General features: G+C 60.9%; 14 protein-coding genes. 2 read left to right on the forward strand and 12 right to left on the reverse strand.

All coding sequences use genetic code 11. The annotated features are described in order from the left end of the window. Window positions 1-3: 3 nt before the first annotated feature. Window positions 4-1,143 carry an acyl-CoA dehydrogenase family protein gene (locus AB4Z38_RS11905; RefSeq protein WP_441429903.1) on the reverse strand — a complete coding sequence of 380 codons (1,140 nt, stop codon included), beginning with the start codon at window positions 1,141-1,143 and terminating at the stop codon, window positions 4-6. A 108-nt stretch (window positions 1,144-1,251) separates the two neighbouring features. On the opposite strand from AB4Z38_RS11905, the gene AB4Z38_RS11910 reads away from it, so the two are divergent. Next, window positions 1,252-2,820: a PAS domain S-box protein gene (locus tag AB4Z38_RS11910; protein WP_441429904.1), complete on the forward strand. Its 1,569-nt coding sequence runs from the start codon at window positions 1,252-1,254 to the stop codon at window positions 2,818-2,820. A 116-nt stretch (window positions 2,821-2,936) separates the two neighbouring features. Here the strand turns inward: AB4Z38_RS11910 and AB4Z38_RS11915 are convergent, their stop codons facing one another. The 8 genes from AB4Z38_RS11915 to AB4Z38_RS11950 all read right to left on the reverse strand — a co-directional run bounded on the left by AB4Z38_RS11915 (window position 2,937) and on the right by AB4Z38_RS11950 (window position 12,571). Further along, a complete protein-coding gene (locus tag AB4Z38_RS11915) occupies window positions 2,937-4,106 on the reverse strand; it encodes a Gfo/Idh/MocA family protein (RefSeq protein ID WP_441429905.1) in 1,170 nt (389 codons plus the stop codon). Next, complete coding sequence (locus tag AB4Z38_RS11920; protein ID WP_441429906.1) at window positions 4,103-5,008, reverse strand: ABC transporter ATP-binding protein; 906 nt, start codon at window positions 5,006-5,008, stop codon at window positions 4,103-4,105. The genes AB4Z38_RS11915 and AB4Z38_RS11920 overlap by 4 nt, the downstream gene beginning before the upstream one ends. Window positions 5,009-5,019: 11 nt before the next feature. Continuing rightward, window positions 5,020-6,834, reverse strand: a complete 1,815-nt coding sequence (locus AB4Z38_RS11925; protein ID WP_441429907.1) for a dipeptide/oligopeptide/nickel ABC transporter permease/ATP-binding protein — start codon at window positions 6,832-6,834, stop codon at window positions 5,020-5,022. Next, the gene (locus AB4Z38_RS11930; RefSeq protein ID WP_441429908.1) at window positions 6,831-7,772 is read right to left on the reverse strand and encodes an ABC transporter permease; all 942 of its coding nucleotides are present in this window, start codon (window positions 7,770-7,772) and stop codon (window positions 6,831-6,833) included. The genes AB4Z38_RS11925 and AB4Z38_RS11930 overlap by 4 nt, the downstream gene beginning before the upstream one ends. A gap of 43 nt (window positions 7,773-7,815) precedes the next feature. Then, on the reverse strand, window positions 7,816-9,333 hold the full coding sequence (locus AB4Z38_RS11935) for an ABC transporter substrate-binding protein (RefSeq protein ID WP_441429909.1): 1,518 nt from the start codon (window positions 9,331-9,333) through the stop codon (window positions 7,816-7,818). A 271-nt stretch (window positions 9,334-9,604) separates the two neighbouring features. Continuing rightward, window positions 9,605-10,507, reverse strand: coding sequence for a sugar phosphate isomerase/epimerase family protein (locus tag AB4Z38_RS11940; RefSeq protein WP_441429910.1), 903 nt, complete (start codon window positions 10,505-10,507; stop codon window positions 9,605-9,607). A gap of 20 nt (window positions 10,508-10,527) precedes the next feature. Further along, window positions 10,528-11,436: a sugar phosphate isomerase/epimerase family protein gene (locus tag AB4Z38_RS11945; RefSeq protein WP_441429911.1), complete on the reverse strand. Its 909-nt coding sequence runs from the start codon at window positions 11,434-11,436 to the stop codon at window positions 10,528-10,530. Window positions 11,437-11,476: 40 nt separating this feature from the next. Then, the gene (locus AB4Z38_RS11950; protein ID WP_441429912.1) at window positions 11,477-12,571 is read right to left on the reverse strand and encodes a Gfo/Idh/MocA family protein; all 1,095 of its coding nucleotides are present in this window, start codon (window positions 12,569-12,571) and stop codon (window positions 11,477-11,479) included. Window positions 12,572-12,699: 128 nt separating this feature from the next. On the opposite strand from AB4Z38_RS11950, the gene AB4Z38_RS11955 reads away from it, so the two are divergent. Further along, window positions 12,700-13,911 carry an ROK family protein gene (locus tag AB4Z38_RS11955; protein WP_441429913.1) on the forward strand — a complete coding sequence of 404 codons (1,212 nt, stop codon included), beginning with the start codon at window positions 12,700-12,702 and terminating at the stop codon, window positions 13,909-13,911. Here the strand turns inward: AB4Z38_RS11955 and AB4Z38_RS11960 are convergent. The 3 genes from AB4Z38_RS11960 to AB4Z38_RS11970 form a co-directional block, all read right to left on the reverse strand. Beyond that, on the reverse strand, window positions 13,908-15,152 hold the full coding sequence (locus tag AB4Z38_RS11960; RefSeq protein WP_441429914.1) for an amidohydrolase family protein: 1,245 nt from the start codon (window positions 15,150-15,152) through the stop codon (window positions 13,908-13,910). The two genes, AB4Z38_RS11955 and AB4Z38_RS11960, sit on opposite strands and share 4 nt — an antisense overlap. Before the next feature lie 614 nt (window positions 15,153-15,766). Continuing rightward, window positions 15,767-16,819, reverse strand: coding sequence for a DUF3048 domain-containing protein (locus tag AB4Z38_RS11965; protein ID WP_441429915.1), 1,053 nt, complete (start codon window positions 16,817-16,819; stop codon window positions 15,767-15,769). A gap of 11 nt (window positions 16,820-16,830) precedes the next feature. Beyond that, window positions 16,831-17,517, reverse strand: coding sequence for a hypothetical protein (locus tag AB4Z38_RS11970; RefSeq protein WP_441429916.1), 687 nt, complete (start codon window positions 17,515-17,517; stop codon window positions 16,831-16,833). Between the last annotated feature and the right edge of the window lie 82 nt (window positions 17,518-17,599).

Below are 17,599 nucleotides of genomic sequence, written 5' to 3' on the forward strand. Positions count from 1 at the left end.
GTGTCAGATGAACGCTGGGATCGACGGCGGGACGTCCATCAGGACGGCCCCGGCGCCGTCGTAGATCCCGTCGCCGAGGAACGCATGCTGGGTGACCACCGAGGCGTCCCGCAGGTAACGCTGCATCGGGTTGGAGTCGTAGATGGCCGCTGTTCCGGAGAGCGTGTAGGCAGTGTGCACTGCCTTGGCACCGACCCGGGCCACGTGGGTGGACGCCAGGCGCAACAGCGCTTTTTGCTTGTCCGTCGCCGGGTCGCCGGCCTCCACCGTGGCATACACCTCGTCCGAAATCTCGTAGAAGAACGCGCGTGCAGAGCGGAGCTCGGCTTCGGCCTTGGCAACATCCATGCGGTAGTAGGCCCTGTCGGCAAGCTTGGGGGCACCGGTAATGCCGGTGCGCCCGCTCCCGGTGCTGATTGCATAGTCCAGGGCTGCGCGGCCTGCGCCGAGATTGACGACGGCGAGTACCTGGGCCGCGTAGGCAATCGCGGGGTAGCGGTACAACGGCTCGTCAACGGTGGGCTCGCCGCCACGGACAAAGGTCCATTCGTCCCTCACCACCTGGGCGTTGACCCGCAGGTCATGGCTGCCAGTGCCATTGAGGCCGATGACATCCCAGTTCTCAACTATCTCGACTTGCTCAGGACGCAGGAGGGCCGTCAGGGGCTTGCCGTCCGTGCGTTCATTGCCCACCAGGCCAACGCCGAGGATGTCGGCGCCTTTGCAGCCACTGGAGAACTTCCATTCACCCGCTACATTCCAGCCACCGTCGACGCGTTCGGCTTTCTGGAGAGGAAACAAGCCCCCGGCAAACGCCACATCGGGACCGTCGGCGTACAGCTCGGCCTGGGTGTCCAAGGGGAGGGCAGCCAGGTAGACGGAGGAGCCAAAGCTTGCTACCCAGCCGGCCGAAGCATCCACGGCCGAAATTTGCTCGATGATCCGGAGGAACTGGCTCGGCGGAAGAGCATCGCCCCCGAAGCGTCGCGGAGTTGCTGCACGGTGGATGCCCAGCTTCTTGAATTCCGAGATGATGTCCCTGGGGACAAATCTATTCTCCCCGAATTCCTCCCGGCGCCGGGCAATGAGCTTGAGCACGTCGTCGAGCGTGGATTGCGGAGCCCTAGCCAGAACGTCGGTCATCGAATTTCTCCAATCGGTACTACTGACAAATTGTTTCTGGATTAAAGCTATTTGCGGGGGCAGTTGCCTTCAATCGGTGATTCGTAGCCGTAAACCAAGGAAATGCCAGTGAAGAGTAAGGGAAATACCTATGCGGGAAATGCCGTCCGCGCGCTAAAATCGTGTGTGCCTATTTCCCTGCCGGGCGAACCTGCGGGCCCCGCCGCCGAGGATTATGAACGTCTTGTCCAGTCGCTGAGTTACTGCATCCTGATCCATGACGCGGTCACCAAGGACATCCTCTGGGCCAACCAGGCTGCCTGCGACATGCTGGGCTTCACCTTGGAGGAATTGAAACCGCTCAAGGCACCGGACATGAGCAGCGCGGATTCCCGATTCCGCCGCTCGGTGGGCGTGCAATGGCTTCAGGATGCGGCCGACCACGGAATCAGCAGAACCGAGTGGATGTACCGGTCCAAGACGGGGCGGGAATTCCTGACCGAAGCCATTGCAGTCCGGGTCGGCCTGACAGCCGGCGAGGCCATCATGGTTCAGTTCCGGGACATCGAAAAAGAAGAGTCCCTGAAATCGGAGCTACAGAGGACAGAGGGGCGTTTGCAGGCATTCCTGCGGCGCATGGCCGAGGGTATTCTCGTGCTGGACAGGGATGGCCGGATCACTTTCGCCAGTGCAGCAGCAGCGGGTCAGCTGGGGCACGTAGTGGACGAATTGCTGGGGGAGAATTTCGTTGAACTCTGCGCCGTCTCCTCCAGGCCTGCCCTGGAGAAAGCCCTGGCCAGGGATCCTGCTGACGGATCCTCCTCGAGTCTGCGCGTCGAAGTTGCGCATCCCGACGGTGCCAACAAATGGTTCGGAGTCAGCTGCCAGTACCTAGCACTTGAAAAGGACCTCACTGGTGCCATGTTGCTGCTCCAGGACATCACGGAGCAGGTTGCGGCCGAAGAAGAGCATCGGCGGGACCTTGAGCACTTGAATTACCTGGGACGGTACAACGCGATGGGTGACATGGCCATGGCGATCGCCCACGAGCTCGGCCAACCACTTGCGGCAGCAACGAACTTCGTGGAAGGAGTATCCCGTCGAGTAAGGGACCCCGAGAGTAGCATCAATGATCTTATTTATGGGCTGGATAATGCTCGGCTGCAAATCGACCGGGCAAACCAGATCGTGAAGAGCCTGCGCGATTTCGTCGTGCAGCTGGAGCATTCCGAACAAGTGGTGGACCTGAATGAAATCGTCAGGGATTGCCTGTACTTCATTCGGTTGCGGGCTGATCAACACGAGGTGGAATTGCAGCTGGTCATGAGCGAGAACCCGATCTGGATCCGCTGCGAGAAAGTCCTCACGGGGCAGGTGATCCTGAACCTTTGCCACAATGCCATCGACGAGATGTCTGGGTGGCCGCAGCGCGAGCGGCACGTCGTCATCACGACGTACGCTACCGAGAATGCCGGTGTTTTCCGAGTGGCTGATCGCGGCAAAGGCCTGTCCCACATCCCGGATGGCCGCATTTTCGACGGAGCTTTCACCTCGAAGTCCACGGGAAGCGGCATTGGCCTAGCTCTCAGCCACCGCATTATCACGCGTCAGCACGGCAGAATCTACGCCGTGGAAAATGAGTCCAGGGGTGCCTCGTTCACGTTCGAATTGCCTTTGGCCAGAGACTTTGGCGCATGAGGTGACAGCCAGTCGGCCGATTTTTGGGATTCAACGGCATGGACCCTTGAGCAGTGGGGCGCTCAAGGGTCCATGACGTCGGGTTTACGTTTGAGATGCTCGTTGGGTCCTGATGCCTACGGACCCGCTACTTGGATGAGGGAGTTTTTGGCGGCAGAACTTTCCTCGACCGCGGCCAGGATGCGTTGGACGGACAGGCCGTCGTCGAATGACGGCGAGGGCTCGGTGCCGTTTCCAATCGCAATGAGGAAGTCGCGGATTTGGTGGGTAAAGGTGTGTTCCCAGCCGATGATGTGACCTTGCGGCCACCAGGCGTGCATATAGGGGTGTTCGGGTTCGGTGACGAGGATGCGGCTGAAACCTTGTTCCCTGACGGGAACGGTGGCATCGAGGAAATTGAGTTCGTTGAGTTTTTCGAGGTCGAAAAGCAGGGCACCCTTGTCCCCATAGATTTCGAGCTTGAGGGAGTTCTTCCGCCCGGTCGCCATACGTGAGGCTTCCACAGAAGCGATTACTCCAGAGGCGAGGGTCAGGGAGGCCCATGCGGCGTCGTCGACTGTTACATCTTCGGGACCGTTCATTCCCGGGCGACTGTCCACGAAGGTGTGCAGTCGCCCGGACACTTCGGTGACGGAATCGCCGAGCAGGAACAGAACTTGATCGATGGCGTGGGAGGCGATGTCGCCCAGGGCTCCGGATCCGGCGGTTTCCTTGCTGAGGCGCCAGGTCATGGGGGATCGCTCATCGCCAAGCCAGTCCTGCAGGTAGGCAGCGCGAACATGCCAGACCGTGCCGAGCCTGCCTTCGGCGATCAGTTCTTTCGCGAGGGCCAGTGCGGGGACGCGGCGGTAGTTGAAGCCGATCATGGAGCGCAGGCCGCGGTCGCGGGCCGTGCGCGCGGCCGCGGCCATGGCTTCGGCTTCGGCCAGGGTGTTTGCCAGGGGTTTTTCGACGAGGACGTGCTTGCCGGCTTCGAGGGCGGCGATGGCGATTTCGGCGTGCATCCAGCCCGGCGTGCAGATGTCGACGATGTCGACGTCGTCCCGGGCGATCACTTCGCGCCAGTCCGTGGCAGCCTCGGCCCAGCCGTACCTGGCCGCGGCCTGGGTAACCTGTCCCGGATCCCTGCCTACGAGTACTTTTTGTTCGAAGGCCGGGACGTCGAAGAAGCTGGCAGCGTTTCGCCACGCGTTCGAGTGTGCCTTGCCCATGAAGGCGTATCCGATGGCGGCTACTCTCAGCGGCGAGGGCGACTGACGGTTGGAACCATGTTCCGTGCCATTCATGAGGCGGGGTTTTCGAATGGACCGGCCACGTGCAGCTTGGCGCTGAACTTTTGGCGGGCGGCACGGCGGCTTGCCTGGCGGGCAGGGTCGGGAACAGGCGCGGCCAGCAGCAGCTTCTGCGTGTAGGCCTCCTTCGGCTGAGTGGTGACCCTGGCTGCGTCTCCGGTTTCGATGATTTCTCCCTTGTACATGACCGCAACACGATGGCTGATGTATCGCACCACTGAGAGGTCATGGGTCACAAAGAGGTACGAAACCCCCGTGCGCTCCTGGATTTCGATAAACAGGTCCAGGACACGTGACTGGTTCGAAAGGTCGAGTGCGCTGACGGGCTCGTCGCAGACGATCAGGCGCGGATCCCGGCACAGTGCGCGGGCGATGGCGATACGCTGACGTTGTCCGCCGGAGAATTCCCGGGGCAGCCGGTTTGATGCGTCCCGTGGAAGATGGACCTGTTCAAGCAGGTCCTTCACCCGTTGTTCGGCCTGAGCCCGCCCGGTGCCTGCGGTAAGCAAGGGCTCGGTGAGGATGTCAAGCACGGTGAGCGCCGGATTGAGCGACGTGTAAGGGTCTTGGAACACGACCTGGATTTCGTCGCTGAGGGTTCGCCGCTGCTTGCGGTTCATGGCCGAGATGACTTGGCCGTCGTAGCGGATGAGTCCGCTGGTAACCGGTGCAAGTCCGAGGACTGCCCGTCCGAGGGTGGTCTTTCCCGAGCCTGATTCACCCACCAATCCCACGGTTTCGCCCGCCTGTATGTCGAGCGAGACCCCCTTGAGGGCCAGGAAATCGGGGCTGCGCCATTTTTTGGATGGGTATTGGACTGTTACATTCTCAATGCTCAGCAACGGACCGTCGGATCCATTATGTGATTCTTCCGGGGCTTCAACAGCGGCGATCATGTCACTTCCCATCAGGCGGTTTGTGCCCTTTTAGGCAACTTCGGCGTGCTTTTCAAAGGGGACCTCGGCTTGGCGTCCTCCAAAGTGGATGACAGCAGCATCCGGGTGTACGTGTCCTGCGGGTCCGAGAAGAGGTCCTGGACGGAGGCAGTTTCAACGATTTTCCCGGTATGCATGACGGCCACGCGATCACAGATGTCGGCAACCACGCCGAAATCGTGGGTCACGAGGATGACGCCCATGTTGCGTTCCGCCTGCAGGGACCGGATCAGGTCGAGTATTTCGGCCTGGACCGTGACGTCCAAAGCGGTAGTCGGCTCGTCCGCGATCAGCAGATCCGGATCACAGGAAATCGCGCCGGCGATGAGTACGCGCTGTGCCATACCTCCGGATATTTGATGCGGGTACGAGGAGTAAACCCGGGCAGGGTCGTTGATGCCGACGCGTTCAAGGAGATCGAGCAGGAGTGCCTTTGCCTCCTTGGCTGAGACCTTCATGTGCTGGCGCACCGGCTCCGCCAATTGGGAGCCGATGGTGAACGATGGGTCCAGGTTGGACATAGGCTCCTGTGGCACATAGGCGATGCGCTTTCCACGTAGTCGATTCATCGCGTTACGCCCCAGCCCTTTGAGCTCCACGCCGTCAAACAGCAGCCGGCCAGCCGAAACCCGCGCCTCTGGCGGCAACAGGCCCAGAAGGGAAAAGGCTGTCTGGCTCTTGCCGGAACCGGATTCTCCCACCAGTCCCAGGACCTGGCCGCGGCAGACAGTCAGGGATACCCCGTCCACCACAGTTCGCCGACCGCCGTCGACCGGGTAGTCCACCTTCAGATTGTCTACCGCGAGCAGGACATCGTCCGCCACATCTGCGAAGTCCGCAGCCGTCGATCCTTCGCTCGACGATGCCCCATCACGGACGCGATCTGAGTGTCGTGTGGGCCGCTTCCTGGAGCCGGAGAGGCTGTCGCGCAGGGAGTTGGCCAGCAGGGCGAGCGAGGCCGTGGTCATACAGATGATCAGTGCAGGCCATAGGAGCAACAGCGGCGCGGAGTAGATGTTGGCGAACGCGTCGTTCAACATTGCGCCCCAGCTGGCTTCGGTAGGCGAACCCAGACCCAGGAAAGCGATGCCGGCCTGGATGCCGATGGAAACGCCGAAGATCTGGGCAGCCTGGATGATGGAAGGAGCTTGGACAACAGGAAGGATGTGCCGGCGCATGATCCGCCCATCAGACAGACCCGAAACCCTCGCCGCGTCAACGAACAGTTCCTCGCGTACTGATACTACGGATGCCCGAACCAAGCGGTAGACGGACGGCGAAACGATGAGTCCCAGGACCGCCATGGCGACGTAAGTACTCTGGGAAACCGCGGCCATGACCACAAGGAGGACGATGATGGCCGGGACTGCCATGATGAAATTGCTGGCCCACGCCAGGATGGCGTCGGCACGCCCGCGATAGTAGCCGCCAAAGAGACCGGCGGGTACGCCCACGGCAAACGCGACCAAAACGGCCACGCAGGCTGCAGCCAGACTGGTCTGGCCGCCGTATAGCAATCGGGCCACAACGTCGCGCCCCACGCCATCGGCACCGAGGGGGTGTTGCTGGCTCATTGGCGCCAGGGTCTCGGCAAGGGATGACTTGATCGGATCCTGGTTCGTGAGGAAAGGAGCCAGAACGCTCGCAGCCGTGAGCAGTAACAAGACGACGATGCAGCAGATGGCAACGGGGTCCTGGATCAACCTGACAACGATGTGACGTCGCTTAGCAGTCTCCCCGCTCGCAGCAGCGGCGGCCACTGTGCCGTCAATGGGAGGAATGGTCATTCTGCACGCACCTTGGGGTTGAGCCAGCCGTAGGCCAGGTCAGCAATGAGATTTACAACGACAACGATCAGAACCATCACGATCACAACGCCCAGCACCACAGGCGCGTCGCCCTGGACCGCCGCCGAAGTGGCGATGCTGCCGATGCCGCGAAGCCCAAAGACTTTTTCGACGATGACTGCTCCTCCGACCAGTCCGATGAATTGGAGGGAGAGCACGGTAACAGCCGGAGGTGCAGCGTTGCGGAGGACGTGCTTGAATACAATCCGCCGGTCGCTCAAGCCGCGGCTGCGGAGTGTGCGAACGTAGTCCAGTTTGAGAATGTCAAGCATGGAGCCGCGAAGTTGCAGCGTGGTCGCTGCGGTGGCTCCGAATGCCAGTGCAATCGACGGCAACGTAATGGATCGCAGCCATTCAACCGCAGAGCGCTGGAACGGCACGAAACCTGTCGCCGGGAGCCAACCGAGGTTTACCGCGATAACCATGGCCAGAACGAGCGCAACGAGGAAGCCGGGGATCGAATCGGCCAGTACCGCCGAAGCCTGGACGGTTTTATCGAACCAGCCAGCTCGGACCGCTGCCAGCGAGCCCAGGATGACACTGACCAAGGCTGACAGGACCAAAGCACCGAAAATGATCGACAGGGTTACCGGCAGGCCATTCAGCAGCGTGGTCGAGACAGGCACGTTGTTGAACCAGGACTTGCCTAGGTCGCCGCTGAGGGTCGTAACGAACCAGTCAAAGTAGCGGACTCCCAGCGGTCGGTTGAGCCCTAGTTCCGCGGCCTTGGCCAAAGCCTGCTCCGGCGTCGCCGTTTCCCCCACAATGTTGCGAGCCACGTCAGATCCTGTGTAATTCAGCAAGATGTATGTCGCGCTGGCGACCAGGATCACGAGCAGGATCCCTGCCAACAGGCGCCGAATCAAAAACACGGCCATCCCGTCCTCCTTCTAGTTACTGGTGGTCTAGTGCCGGGGTTTGCTAGCTGGCCGGCTTGAAGTTGAACAGGGGCGGGGTCTGGTAGAACGGGTGCATAGTGACCTGGACGTTCTTCGAGGACGCGTAGACGTCCTTCACCACGTCCCAGGGTGCATCCCAAGCCTGCTGGACCAGGTACGTGTTCAGTTCCTTATACAGGGCGACCTGCGCAGATCCGGTGGAGGCACTGATCCGGGACAACAAGTCAGTTACATGCTTGTCTTCGTAATGCAATGGGTTCCACGTGGCCTGCTTGGAAACGATGAGCTGGATGGCGATCCAGGGATCGACGCCTCCGGTCTTGAAGTAGGACATGGCGTACTTGCCGGCAAGAATTGAGGGCATGAATTGATCGAATGGAATTTTGTCCAGTTTGACCCTCACGCCGATGTTCCCCAGCTGCTCAACCATGGCTGCTTGCATCTCCGGGAAGAGCGACGAAATGTCGGGCATGACTACGTCGAAACCATTCGGGTAACCGGCCTCAGCGAGCAGCGCTTTGGCTTTCGCAGGGTCATATTTGTAAGTCTGATCCAGTTCGGGCACAAAGGCTTCGCTGTCAGAAGTGAAATGCTGTGCCGTCGGCGTCCCCAGACCCTTCTTGGCGATTTTTACAATGGATGCGCTGTCGAACGCGTAGTTGAGAGCTTGACGTACCCGGACATCGGCAAGAGCCGGTACGATCGTGCCCTTCTTGTCCCAGATGTAAAGTCCTTCAACGACCCCGGGAGTAACCGTGTCAACCTTGAGGCCGCCGGCCTTGACAGCGTCAACTCGGTCCGGGGAAATGCTGGCGCTGTCGAGCTGACCGGACAGAAGAGCATTGGTCCGCGCCGTCGGGTCAGACATCGTCTTGATGTCCACTTTCGCAAACGGGTAGGAACTCTTATCCCAATAGTTCGGGTTCGCTACGAACCCGTACTCGGTGCCGGCCGTAGTGGCCGCCGGGTCGAGGGTGTAGGGTCCCGAACCGACGGGAACCTGGGGACTCGTGAGTGACTTCGTGCTGGCGATCATGCCGGGAACATTCGCCAGGCTCCTCAGAAGCGACGGAGTCGGGGTGGACAACTTAACCAGGACGGTTGCCGGATCGGTAACTTGAACGTCGGAAATTGCTTTGATAAGGGCTGCAGCTTCACCTTTTCCGGCTTTGGTGTGAAGCAGGTTCGCCTTGACCGCTTCCGCATCCAGCGGCGTTCCGTCGCTGAACTTCACGTCGGTCCGCAGTTTGAGCGTAAGTGTTGTCAGGGTTGCGTCGTATTGCCACGAAGTGGCGAGGTTCGCGGTGGGAGCACCCTTGGAGTCCATGTGCAGCAGCGCATCGAAGACCGGTTCGTAGTACTGCTCCGCATTCCCCATCCCTGCTTCGGCCAAATCCCAGGACTTCAGGGCCTGGGACGAAGCGAGATTCAGCGTGCCACCGGCTTTGGCGCCACCTGATGCCGCGCCCCCGCTACCCCCGCACGCTGACAGCGACAGCGCCAGCGACAGGGCGCCGGCGAGTATGAGCTTTCGTTTCATGGTCTTACTCCTCGTTGGGGGATTCTCTGGATGACTGGAAAAACAATGGGTTCTGTCCGTATTGGGTGCTCGAATGATCTGGGCTTGTCAGCAGCCGGGGTGCTGGGGAGCTTGCAGTTCGTCACGCCCGCGTGCGCGGATTTTTCGCGATTCGGAGTCGGCGTGGATTCGCATTCCGGCCTTTCTCTGGCGTCTTGCTGTGTCCCATATCACTTACTTGTTTAAGCATCATTTAGCATTCATCTGTTCGCAAGATGCCGGAATTAGTTTTCTAATCGGCGTTATTCTGACAAAATTTGTTCGACAACCAGGCGCCACAGCGCATGATGCTGTCCTCGGGTGTGGTTGTGCCGCGGTCCACTTCCACGACCACCCATCCTGCGAAATTCGGTCCCGCAGCCGCGAGTACTTCCTCGATGTTGGCGTCTCCCGAGCCGGGTTCGGTCCAGAATCCTTCGAGCACTGTCGAACGATAGTCGACATCTTCTGTGCGACTCCGTTTTGCTAGGTGACTGTGGTAGTCCTTGATGTGGATTCCGGCCACGCGGCTTGCGTACTCGGCTACGATGTGCGCCGGATTTACCCCGGTCCATGCCAAGTGGCCGGCGTCGGGGCCGAAGCTGAGCAAGCGGTCATCGACGGTGTCGAGGACGAAGCGCGCCTCGTCAACAGTCTCGATCCAAGTACCAATGTGGGGGTGGAGCGCGGGCACCGCACCCTCGCCGGCCATAATAGTTGCGGCTTCCGCGAGATAGTCACGAACAGCCTCAAGGCGGGCGGCGTTGAAGTCGAATCCAACTCCCGGATGAGCGACCCGCGGAGCTTCCTTGTCCATGCCCATCGCCAGGAACACGAGGGGTTCGCCCACCCCGACGTTGTTTGCGGCTGTTACCCGTGCACGTTCCATAAACGGCTGCCTGGCGGCCGCGTCTTCGAACCACGGCATGGGGACATAGCCCGGGCCTGGCCTGATCCCTGCACGAGCGAGCTGTTCCCGATACTCACGCGGTGCTGTTCCGGCCGGAACCTCAGTCTTGATGGCGGTAAAGCTGCTGGCCGCGATGACCGGTAGTCTCCGGTCAAGGGGTGGTGCCTGCCCTGGGTCGATCCAGCCGTCGTCGGTTGCAAGCCATTGGATGGGATTGAGAGCGAATTGGCTCTGGGAAATGTCCATGGGCATCCCTCTTAGCCCTCTTAGCGTGACGCGGTTTCCAGGCCGAAATTTACCGTAAACCATCGGCCGCAAAGGTCGATGCTCTCTTCCGGGGCTTCGGTTGTGCCGCGGTCCACTTCTACGACCACCCATCCTGCGAAATCATCACCGGCGGCGGCCAGGATTCCAGGGATGTCCGCGTCGCCGGTTCCCGGTTCAGTCCAGATTCCTGCACACACGGTGGACCTGTAGTCGATGTCTTCGGTGCGGCTCTTCAGCGCGAGATCCAGTCGGTAGTCCTTGATGTGGATCCCGGCGACTCGGGTGCGGTATTCGGCGATGATCAGGGTGGGATCGATGCCTGTCCAAGCAAAGTGTCCGGCGTCGGGGCCGAATTTAAGGATTTTCTCGTCGACAGTATCCAGGATGAAGCGGGCGTCGTCCGCGGTTTCCACCCAGGTTCCGATGTGCGGGTGCAGGGCAGCGACGGCGCCTTCGGCGGTGATGATCTGTGCCGCTTCGGCGAGGTAGTCCCGGACCTGTTCCAGCCGTGATGGGTTATGGTCGTGCCCGACGGCGGGATGTGCCACTCGCGGCGCGTCACGTTGCATACCCATTGCCAAGAAGAGCAACTCATTGCCAAGCTCGACATTGTTTGCGGCCAGTATCTTGGCGCGTTCGAGGTATTGGGCCCGGTCGGCGGATTGCTCCTCCCAGGGTATTCCGATGTATCCCGGACCCGGCCGAATACCGGCGGCTTTAAGGGCCTGCGCATATTCGGCCACGCTGGAGCCGGACGGAACCTCGGATTGGATCGCGGTGAAGCCGGCGGCAGCAATCCTGGCAAGGCGATCGGGGAGCGCGGGTGCTAGGCCGGGGTTGATCCATCCGTCATCCGTGGCGACCCACTGGAGCGGATTGATGGCGAACTGGCTGGGGGAGATAGGCAAAATGAAAACTCTTTTCGATGGTGTGGGGCCGAAGCCTGGGTCAGGAATTGAAAAGCGGTGCCGGACGCTCGGTCCAGCTCTCAAGGATGATGGTTTGCTGGGCGGCTGCTGCCTCGTCGATCGCGAGCATGGCGTCCAGGACGTGGAAGGCGAAGCCTGAACTGGCCCGATGCGGTCCGCCGGCAAGTGCTCCAGCAAGGTCATTCACCCCGAGTCCACGGCGGTGCTGCTCTGGCGTGCCGACGGCCCCGAACAGGGGTGTCACAGGTTCAAGAACCTGCCACTCGCTGTGCTCGCGCCGCTTAAGCCGTACATCGCCGTCGAAGGTATTCGGGTCGTTGAGGCTCAGTGTTCCTTCGGTTCCGTAGATTTCGATCCTGGGCAGGGTCGTGTCCCAGACATCGAAGCTCATGAGGATCGTCCCGATGGCGCCGGAGGCGAATGAGAAGACAGCGGATGCGTGTGTGTTAACGGTGACCGGGATTTCGTCGACGGCCCGGTCTGGTGCCGTGACAATTCTCGTTTCGGACCCGATGCGTGCGTCTGCGCTTACTCGGCGGATCGGACCGAGGCAGTTCACGAGGGCTGCGATGTAGTACGGTCCCATGTCCATGACCGGTCCGCCTCCCTGTTCGAAGAGGAAGCCGGGGCTGGGGTGCCAGGTTTCTGCCCGAGAAGAGCGGACGAAGGCGCTTGCTCCGATCGGTGTGCCGATGTAGCCGGAGTCTATGGCGTGCCGGGCCGTTTGCCCTGCGCTGCCGAGGAACGTGTCCGGTGCGGAACCGAGAATGCCGGGATTCGCGCGTTCGGCCTTCAGCATGAGCAGCCCATCCTCGCGGGTCGTCGCCAGGGGCTTCTCCACGTAGACGCTCTTCCCGGCCTCCAGCGCCTGGATGACAGTCCTGGCGTGCAGATTCGGCGGTGTCAGGTTGATGACGACGTCGATGCTGCCGTCGGCAAGGAGCGCATCTGCGCTGCCAGATCGCGGCACGGCGAATTCCGCGGCAAGCGAGGCTGCCCGCGCATGGTCGATGTCGGCGATGTATCCGACCTTTAGTTCGGCGTACTTTTGCAGGCCTTGCATGTATCGCGCGGAGATATTCCCGGCGCCCAGGATGCCGATGTTAAGAGTCAACTGATCTTCCTTTCAATAGGCTGGAAAGCCACTATCGGCAGGCTATCCGTGGTGATCTTTGCGCCACAAGATGCCGATTTAAGTCCGATCACCGGACTTAAACTGCTGATCTGGTTCATAATGGGTTCATGAATGGACTACCCACGGATCGATCGCCGGCCAATACGATCCTGCGCCTCGTGGCAGCAGGCGTCGTGTCCAGTCGTGCCCAGGCCGCGCGGGTGACTGGGATGGCAAGGTCGACTGTCGGCCTGCATGTGGACCAAATGCTCCGCCACGGAGTTCTGGCTGAGACTGAGGAGCCCCAAGGCGCCAGAGGCCGACCGGCAAAGGAACTAACAGTCGGAAAGGGGGCAGGCTACGTGGTGGATGTGATCTTTGATCGCACCAATACATGCGTGGCAATATCCGACGCCAGCGCCGCCATCGTCGAGTCGCGCGTCATCGAGATCCTCCTGAATCCTGACCCCGAAGCTGTGCTGCAAAGAGTCTTTGACGCCGCGGACGAGCTCTTGGCCGGCCAAGGCCTGGAACTCGCCGACATCCGCCAGGTCATCGCCAGCGTCCCCGCGCCCGTCGACTTCCACAAAGGAGTCACCGCGCATCGAACCATCATGGCCGGCTGGGAGAGGATCCAGATTGCCGGAATCCTCAGTGAGCATTTCGATTGTCCGGCACTCATGGACAACGACGCGAACCTCATGGCGCTGGGGGCTGCCACAACCCTGCATGCGGATGAGCTGCCTCTGCTGCATTTGCAGCTTTCAACGGGGATCGGTGCAGGACTCATCACTTCCGACGCGAAGATCCACCGCGGCGCCGATGGGTCCGCGGGCGACATCGGTCACCTGCGCATTGACAGTCGGTCTGAGGCGCGCTGCCAATGCGGCAAGGTTGGCTGCATTGGTGCATATGCAAGTCTCCATGCCGTGATGTCCCAGCTCGGCATAGAACGGGGCACTGACGCTGACCCGCGGGCTGACCGAATAGCGCTGATGCAGCTTGTTCGACGCGCCGATCCCACTGCTACGGCGGCGCTGCGCGATGCCGCCATGCATTTGGGACACTTGACGGCAATTCTGGTGGACATGTTCAACCCCAGGACGATCGTCCTTGGCGGGGCGATGGTTGAACTCAGCGACGATGTGCTCTCAACCATTAGGGGCGTCGTGTACCAAGAGGCGATGTCCATCGCTACCCGCCGGTTGGTGATCAGTCCGTCGCGCCTGGGTAACAAGGCGGCCCTGGTAGGGGCTGCGCGTCTGGGAGCGGATGAGCTGCTCGAAGCCTTTCCCCGAACCGTCGCCCATCTCGTCCGCCACGCGGATGCGGTCCACTAGGACGGGATAAGCGAACGGGATGCTGCTGACAACGTGTCCTTTCGTATGGACCCGGCCTGCAGAACCATCCGAATGTGTTCCGGCCTGGCCAGTGCGGCAATGTCGTCCAGCGGATTGACGTCCGTGACCACGAGGTCAGCTAGTTTTCCGGCTTCCACTGTTCCCACGGCGTTGTCGATGCCCAGCAGCCGGGCCCCGTTCAGGGTTCCGGCTGTGATCGCCTGGAGTTCACTCATTCCTAGCTGCACGAGGTATGACAGTTCCATGAGGTTGAGGGCGTGGGGGCTAACCCCTGCATCGGTGCCCATGGCTATCGGCACACCGCGGCTGATCGCCTGGGCGATGTTTTCGCGGGTGTTGTCGGCCCACCGGGACTTCTTCTTGAAGTGAGCAGCCGTCATTTTGGCCGGGTCCAGCGGATGGAATGCCGTGGCCAGTGTGGGAACCAGGAACGTCCCGTTGGCGAGTGCGAGATCGCAAGCTTCGTCCGTCATGCCGTAGCCGTGTTCCACGCTGTCGACGCCGCCCCGAAGTGCGTTGAGGATTCCAGTGGTGCCTTGAGCGTGAGCTGCGACTTTCTTTCCGCGGTGCCTGCGGGCTTCATCCACCACGGCCCGGATTTCCGCTTCGCTGAGGTCCTCGTCGTCGGGGTCGTCATGAGGGCTGCCCATGCCACCTGTTGCACAGATCTTCACGACGTCGGCGCCTTCCCGCAGGATGGTCCGAACGGCGACGCGCGCTGAGAGTTCATCGTCTGCCAGAATCGTGAAGTGACTGGTTGCGTTGTGGCCGTCGGGTCCCGTGGCATCACAGTGTCCGCCCGTGTGTCCAATGATGCGACCGGCCGTAAGAAGTCGGGGAGCTTCGATCAGGCCCAACTCCTGTGCTCTGGCGTAGCCTGCCGAAAGCCCGCCGAGATCCCGTACGGCAGTGATGCCGGCGTGCAGGGTCCGGCGCATCCGCTCGGCCACCTGAAAGGCCGTCAGCGCTTGGTCAGCCGCGGGACTATTAGTCTTGGGCCCGAACAGAAAATGGACATGCGCGTCGATGAAGCCCGGCAAAAGCGCCATGCCCTGCAGGTCCAATACGGCAGCACCCGGAGACTCCGGGGCGAGTTCCGCCGGTCCGGCGTAAGTGATCCTCCCGTCGCCGTCAACAGTCACAGTGGCGTCCGGCAACGGTGCCATTCCGGTTCCGTCGATCAGGAGGGCGTGCTCGAAACGTCTAGCTGCGCAGGTCATTTGCTGTGGTCCTTCCGACCGAACTTCTTTCATCGACTCGGGGGTCGCCATATCGGCAACGTCCAGAACGCCGTCAATTAAGGAGTCTAAATCTTTCATTTCGGCAAACAAGATGCCGATTTAAGTTCGATTTAGTACATAATTTGGCTGGCCTGGTCCGGGGCGGCGGACTGTTGGGGTGACTGTGAGGGCGCGGGGATGGCCTCTTGCCTTGGAACTTTGTACCAGGGCCGTACCGAGGCCGGACTGGGCCGTACTCGGTATGTTTTCTGGAGTTCCCTGTGATTTCAAGGGGTGGAATGCGGTTCGAGTCCCACCTCGGGCACGTGTTTCCGCAGGTCAGGGGGCCTATTTGGTCCCTGACTGTGCACAAATCAGGTTTTTCGGGCCCCTTCGGGGGCTTGTTGTGGTCCGCTGCCTCGCCTTCCCTGGATGGGGGAGTGTTCTGTGGTCTTGCTTCTTCATGGGCAGGGTGAGGACCGGACTGCATGACTTCCGCGTGAATGGGTGGCATTGGGTTCTTTGCCCGGACGCGGTTGGCATGGCGCAACGTGGGCTGGGTCGGTTGGCATGTCCCGTCGGTCAGCGGCTGATTGGCTGCGAAACGGTGGCCGTTACCGCCATGAGACACTCCCGCCGGTGTTGGGGATGGCCGCTATCCAGGTTTGGCCACGCACCAGAGGTACGTCGCGTCCGGTGGCGTCTGTGAAGCTGATCTGGGCTGCCCGGTCGGCTTTGTGCCAGGCGACGACTTGGGCGGTCCCGTTTTGAAAAATGGTCGCCTTGCCGGTGCCTGTTGTCGTTATATCCTCGTGGCCGCTATCTGGCTGGATCAATTTCATTTCGACCTGCATGGCGATAACGACACTTGGTGTCAGTTGCCCTTTTTCACGGTCGAGGTGGGGTGCTCCGGCCAGCGATCGGGCATAGGTATTTGTCGTCTTGTTATAGGCATAGCTGGTGTTATATAGCTGTCCGCCGAAGTCGATGGTGATTGCTGTCGCCGTTGGTGCTTCGCTTGGTTTGCCGTCGACGCGGGTAAAGCCCGTGAAATGCGACTCGTTGTACCCTTTTGCGTGATTAAGGGCATCGAGCTTTTCGAAACTCGTGTAGACGTTGTGCGGGGCGTCGCGATCTGCCGCGCGCCAGTAGCTGTCGGCGTTGAAGAACTGATCGATGTCGCGGTAGCTGCCGTTTCGCACCTCAGCGAGAGCGTCTGCGCTGCCGCCAACGTGCGCCACGCTGGCGTTGTATGGTGCGAGCCAATCAAGGAAGTAGATGCGGAGGCTTCGCACTGGCCCAGCTATCAGTGGCTTATCCTGTTGATGCATCGTCAGAAATCGAGTGATGCCGCCCTCGGCGATCGCCTCGTAGACCACGCCGGCATCTTTGATCCCTGATTGCGGACGCGCATCCGGACTATTTTCGATCATGATCGCCGTGACGGCCTGTTTCGTTTCCGCTTCATCAGCGACTTGTTCACCCGTGAGTGGTGAATAATACTTGCCGCTGCTTTCCGGCACCGGTTTTTGTTGGAGGAGCGTAAACGCGACGGTACCGGCAATCGCGACGAGGAAGCCCGCGGCAAGGAACGCTGCGACGCGATGGTGGTGAATCCAGCCAGTGACCCGCGCCCACGCCGTTGGTTTTTGTACGTCCTTGTTCATGCTAGCGGCGACTATGGCAGTGGTGTCTCGCCTGTGCCCTGGTCTTCTTCGCCGCCAGGTCCGCTGTCCGCGTCATCAATGTCACCCTCGCCGATACCCAGGGCGTTCCGAACCTGGGCAGGATCTGTTTCATCGGGGAACGGCTCGGTCTCACGCCCTTCCTCGGCGCGTGCGGGCTGATTGCCTTTGACCATTCCTCGGGTTTCTTGCTTCATCTTCTCGTCCAGATGCGGGCTGTGCTTGGTATTGCCCCGTTCGGCGGTCATGAGATTTCCTTCCAATGCAGACAGTGCTACACGCGGATTAATCCATAGTCCACACCCTAGCATCGCCTCTTGGACCGATGAAGATGGCCTGCCAAACCAGCGAAGGACGAGGGAAGAAGCACTTCGACAAACGACACTCTCATCAGGCAGCGTGAATTTGTTGACGCCCACGATGGTGCTGGCTTCCTCGAGTGCATCCAGTGCACGTTTCTTGCGTCTGTGGTCCAGGCCTAGTTTTGTCTCCACGGCCTCGGCGTTGATGACGGCCCTCTGCATGTCCAGAATGTTGTCGGGCGTGGGGTTGTCTGCCGCGGCGAGGGCCGTTTCCATGGCGCGGAGGTTGCGGACAACGAGGGTGGCGTTCGCGCGGTCTTCGACGCCGAGCTCCGCTTCGCCCAGGCTCCGGGCACTGGCGCTCAGATTTTCGATCATCGCCTTTCAGTCACGGGGGACCAGCGCGCCACGTGTTCCGCGTCAGTTGGCGACGACGCGGACAGCGCCATGCTCGAGCTCA

Origin of the sequence: Arthrobacter sp. 2RAF6 (assembly GCF_052115205.1) — a bacterium.
In the GTDB taxonomy this organism is placed as follows: Bacteria; Actinomycetota; Actinomycetes; order Actinomycetales; family Micrococcaceae; genus Arthrobacter.

Bases quoted from the DNA above. Each gene is read 5' to 3' on its own strand.
- AB4Z38_RS11970 (WP_441429916.1), bottom strand. From the start codon at position 17,517: ATGATCGAAAATCTGAGCGCCAGTGCCCGGAGCCTGGGCGAAGCGGAG.
- AB4Z38_RS11930 (WP_441429908.1), bottom strand. From the start codon at position 7,772: ATGGCCGTGTTTTTGATTCGGCGCCTGTTGGCAGGGATCCTGCTCGTG.
- AB4Z38_RS11920 (WP_441429906.1), bottom strand. From the start codon at position 5,008: ATGATCGCCGCTGTTGAAGCCCCGGAAGAATCACATAATGGATCCGAC.
- AB4Z38_RS11955 (WP_441429913.1), top strand. From the start codon at position 12,700: ATGAATGGACTACCCACGGATCGATCGCCGGCCAATACGATCCTGCGC.
- AB4Z38_RS11925 (WP_441429907.1), bottom strand. From the start codon at position 6,834: ATGACCATTCCTCCCATTGACGGCACAGTGGCCGCCGCTGCTGCGAGC.
- AB4Z38_RS11935 (WP_441429909.1), bottom strand. From the start codon at position 9,333: ATGAAACGAAAGCTCATACTCGCCGGCGCCCTGTCGCTGGCGCTGTCG.
- AB4Z38_RS11915 (WP_441429905.1), bottom strand. From the start codon at position 4,106: ATGAATGGCACGGAACATGGTTCCAACCGTCAGTCGCCCTCGCCGCTG.
- AB4Z38_RS11905 (WP_441429903.1), bottom strand. From the start codon at position 1,143: ATGACCGACGTTCTGGCTAGGGCTCCGCAATCCACGCTCGACGACGTG.
- AB4Z38_RS11940 (WP_441429910.1), bottom strand. From the start codon at position 10,507: ATGGACATTTCCCAGAGCCAATTCGCTCTCAATCCCATCCAATGGCTT.
- AB4Z38_RS11960 (WP_441429914.1), bottom strand. From the start codon at position 15,152: ATGACCTGCGCAGCTAGACGTTTCGAGCACGCCCTCCTGATCGACGGA.
- AB4Z38_RS11965 (WP_441429915.1), bottom strand. From the start codon at position 16,819: ATGAACAAGGACGTACAAAAACCAACGGCGTGGGCGCGGGTCACTGGC.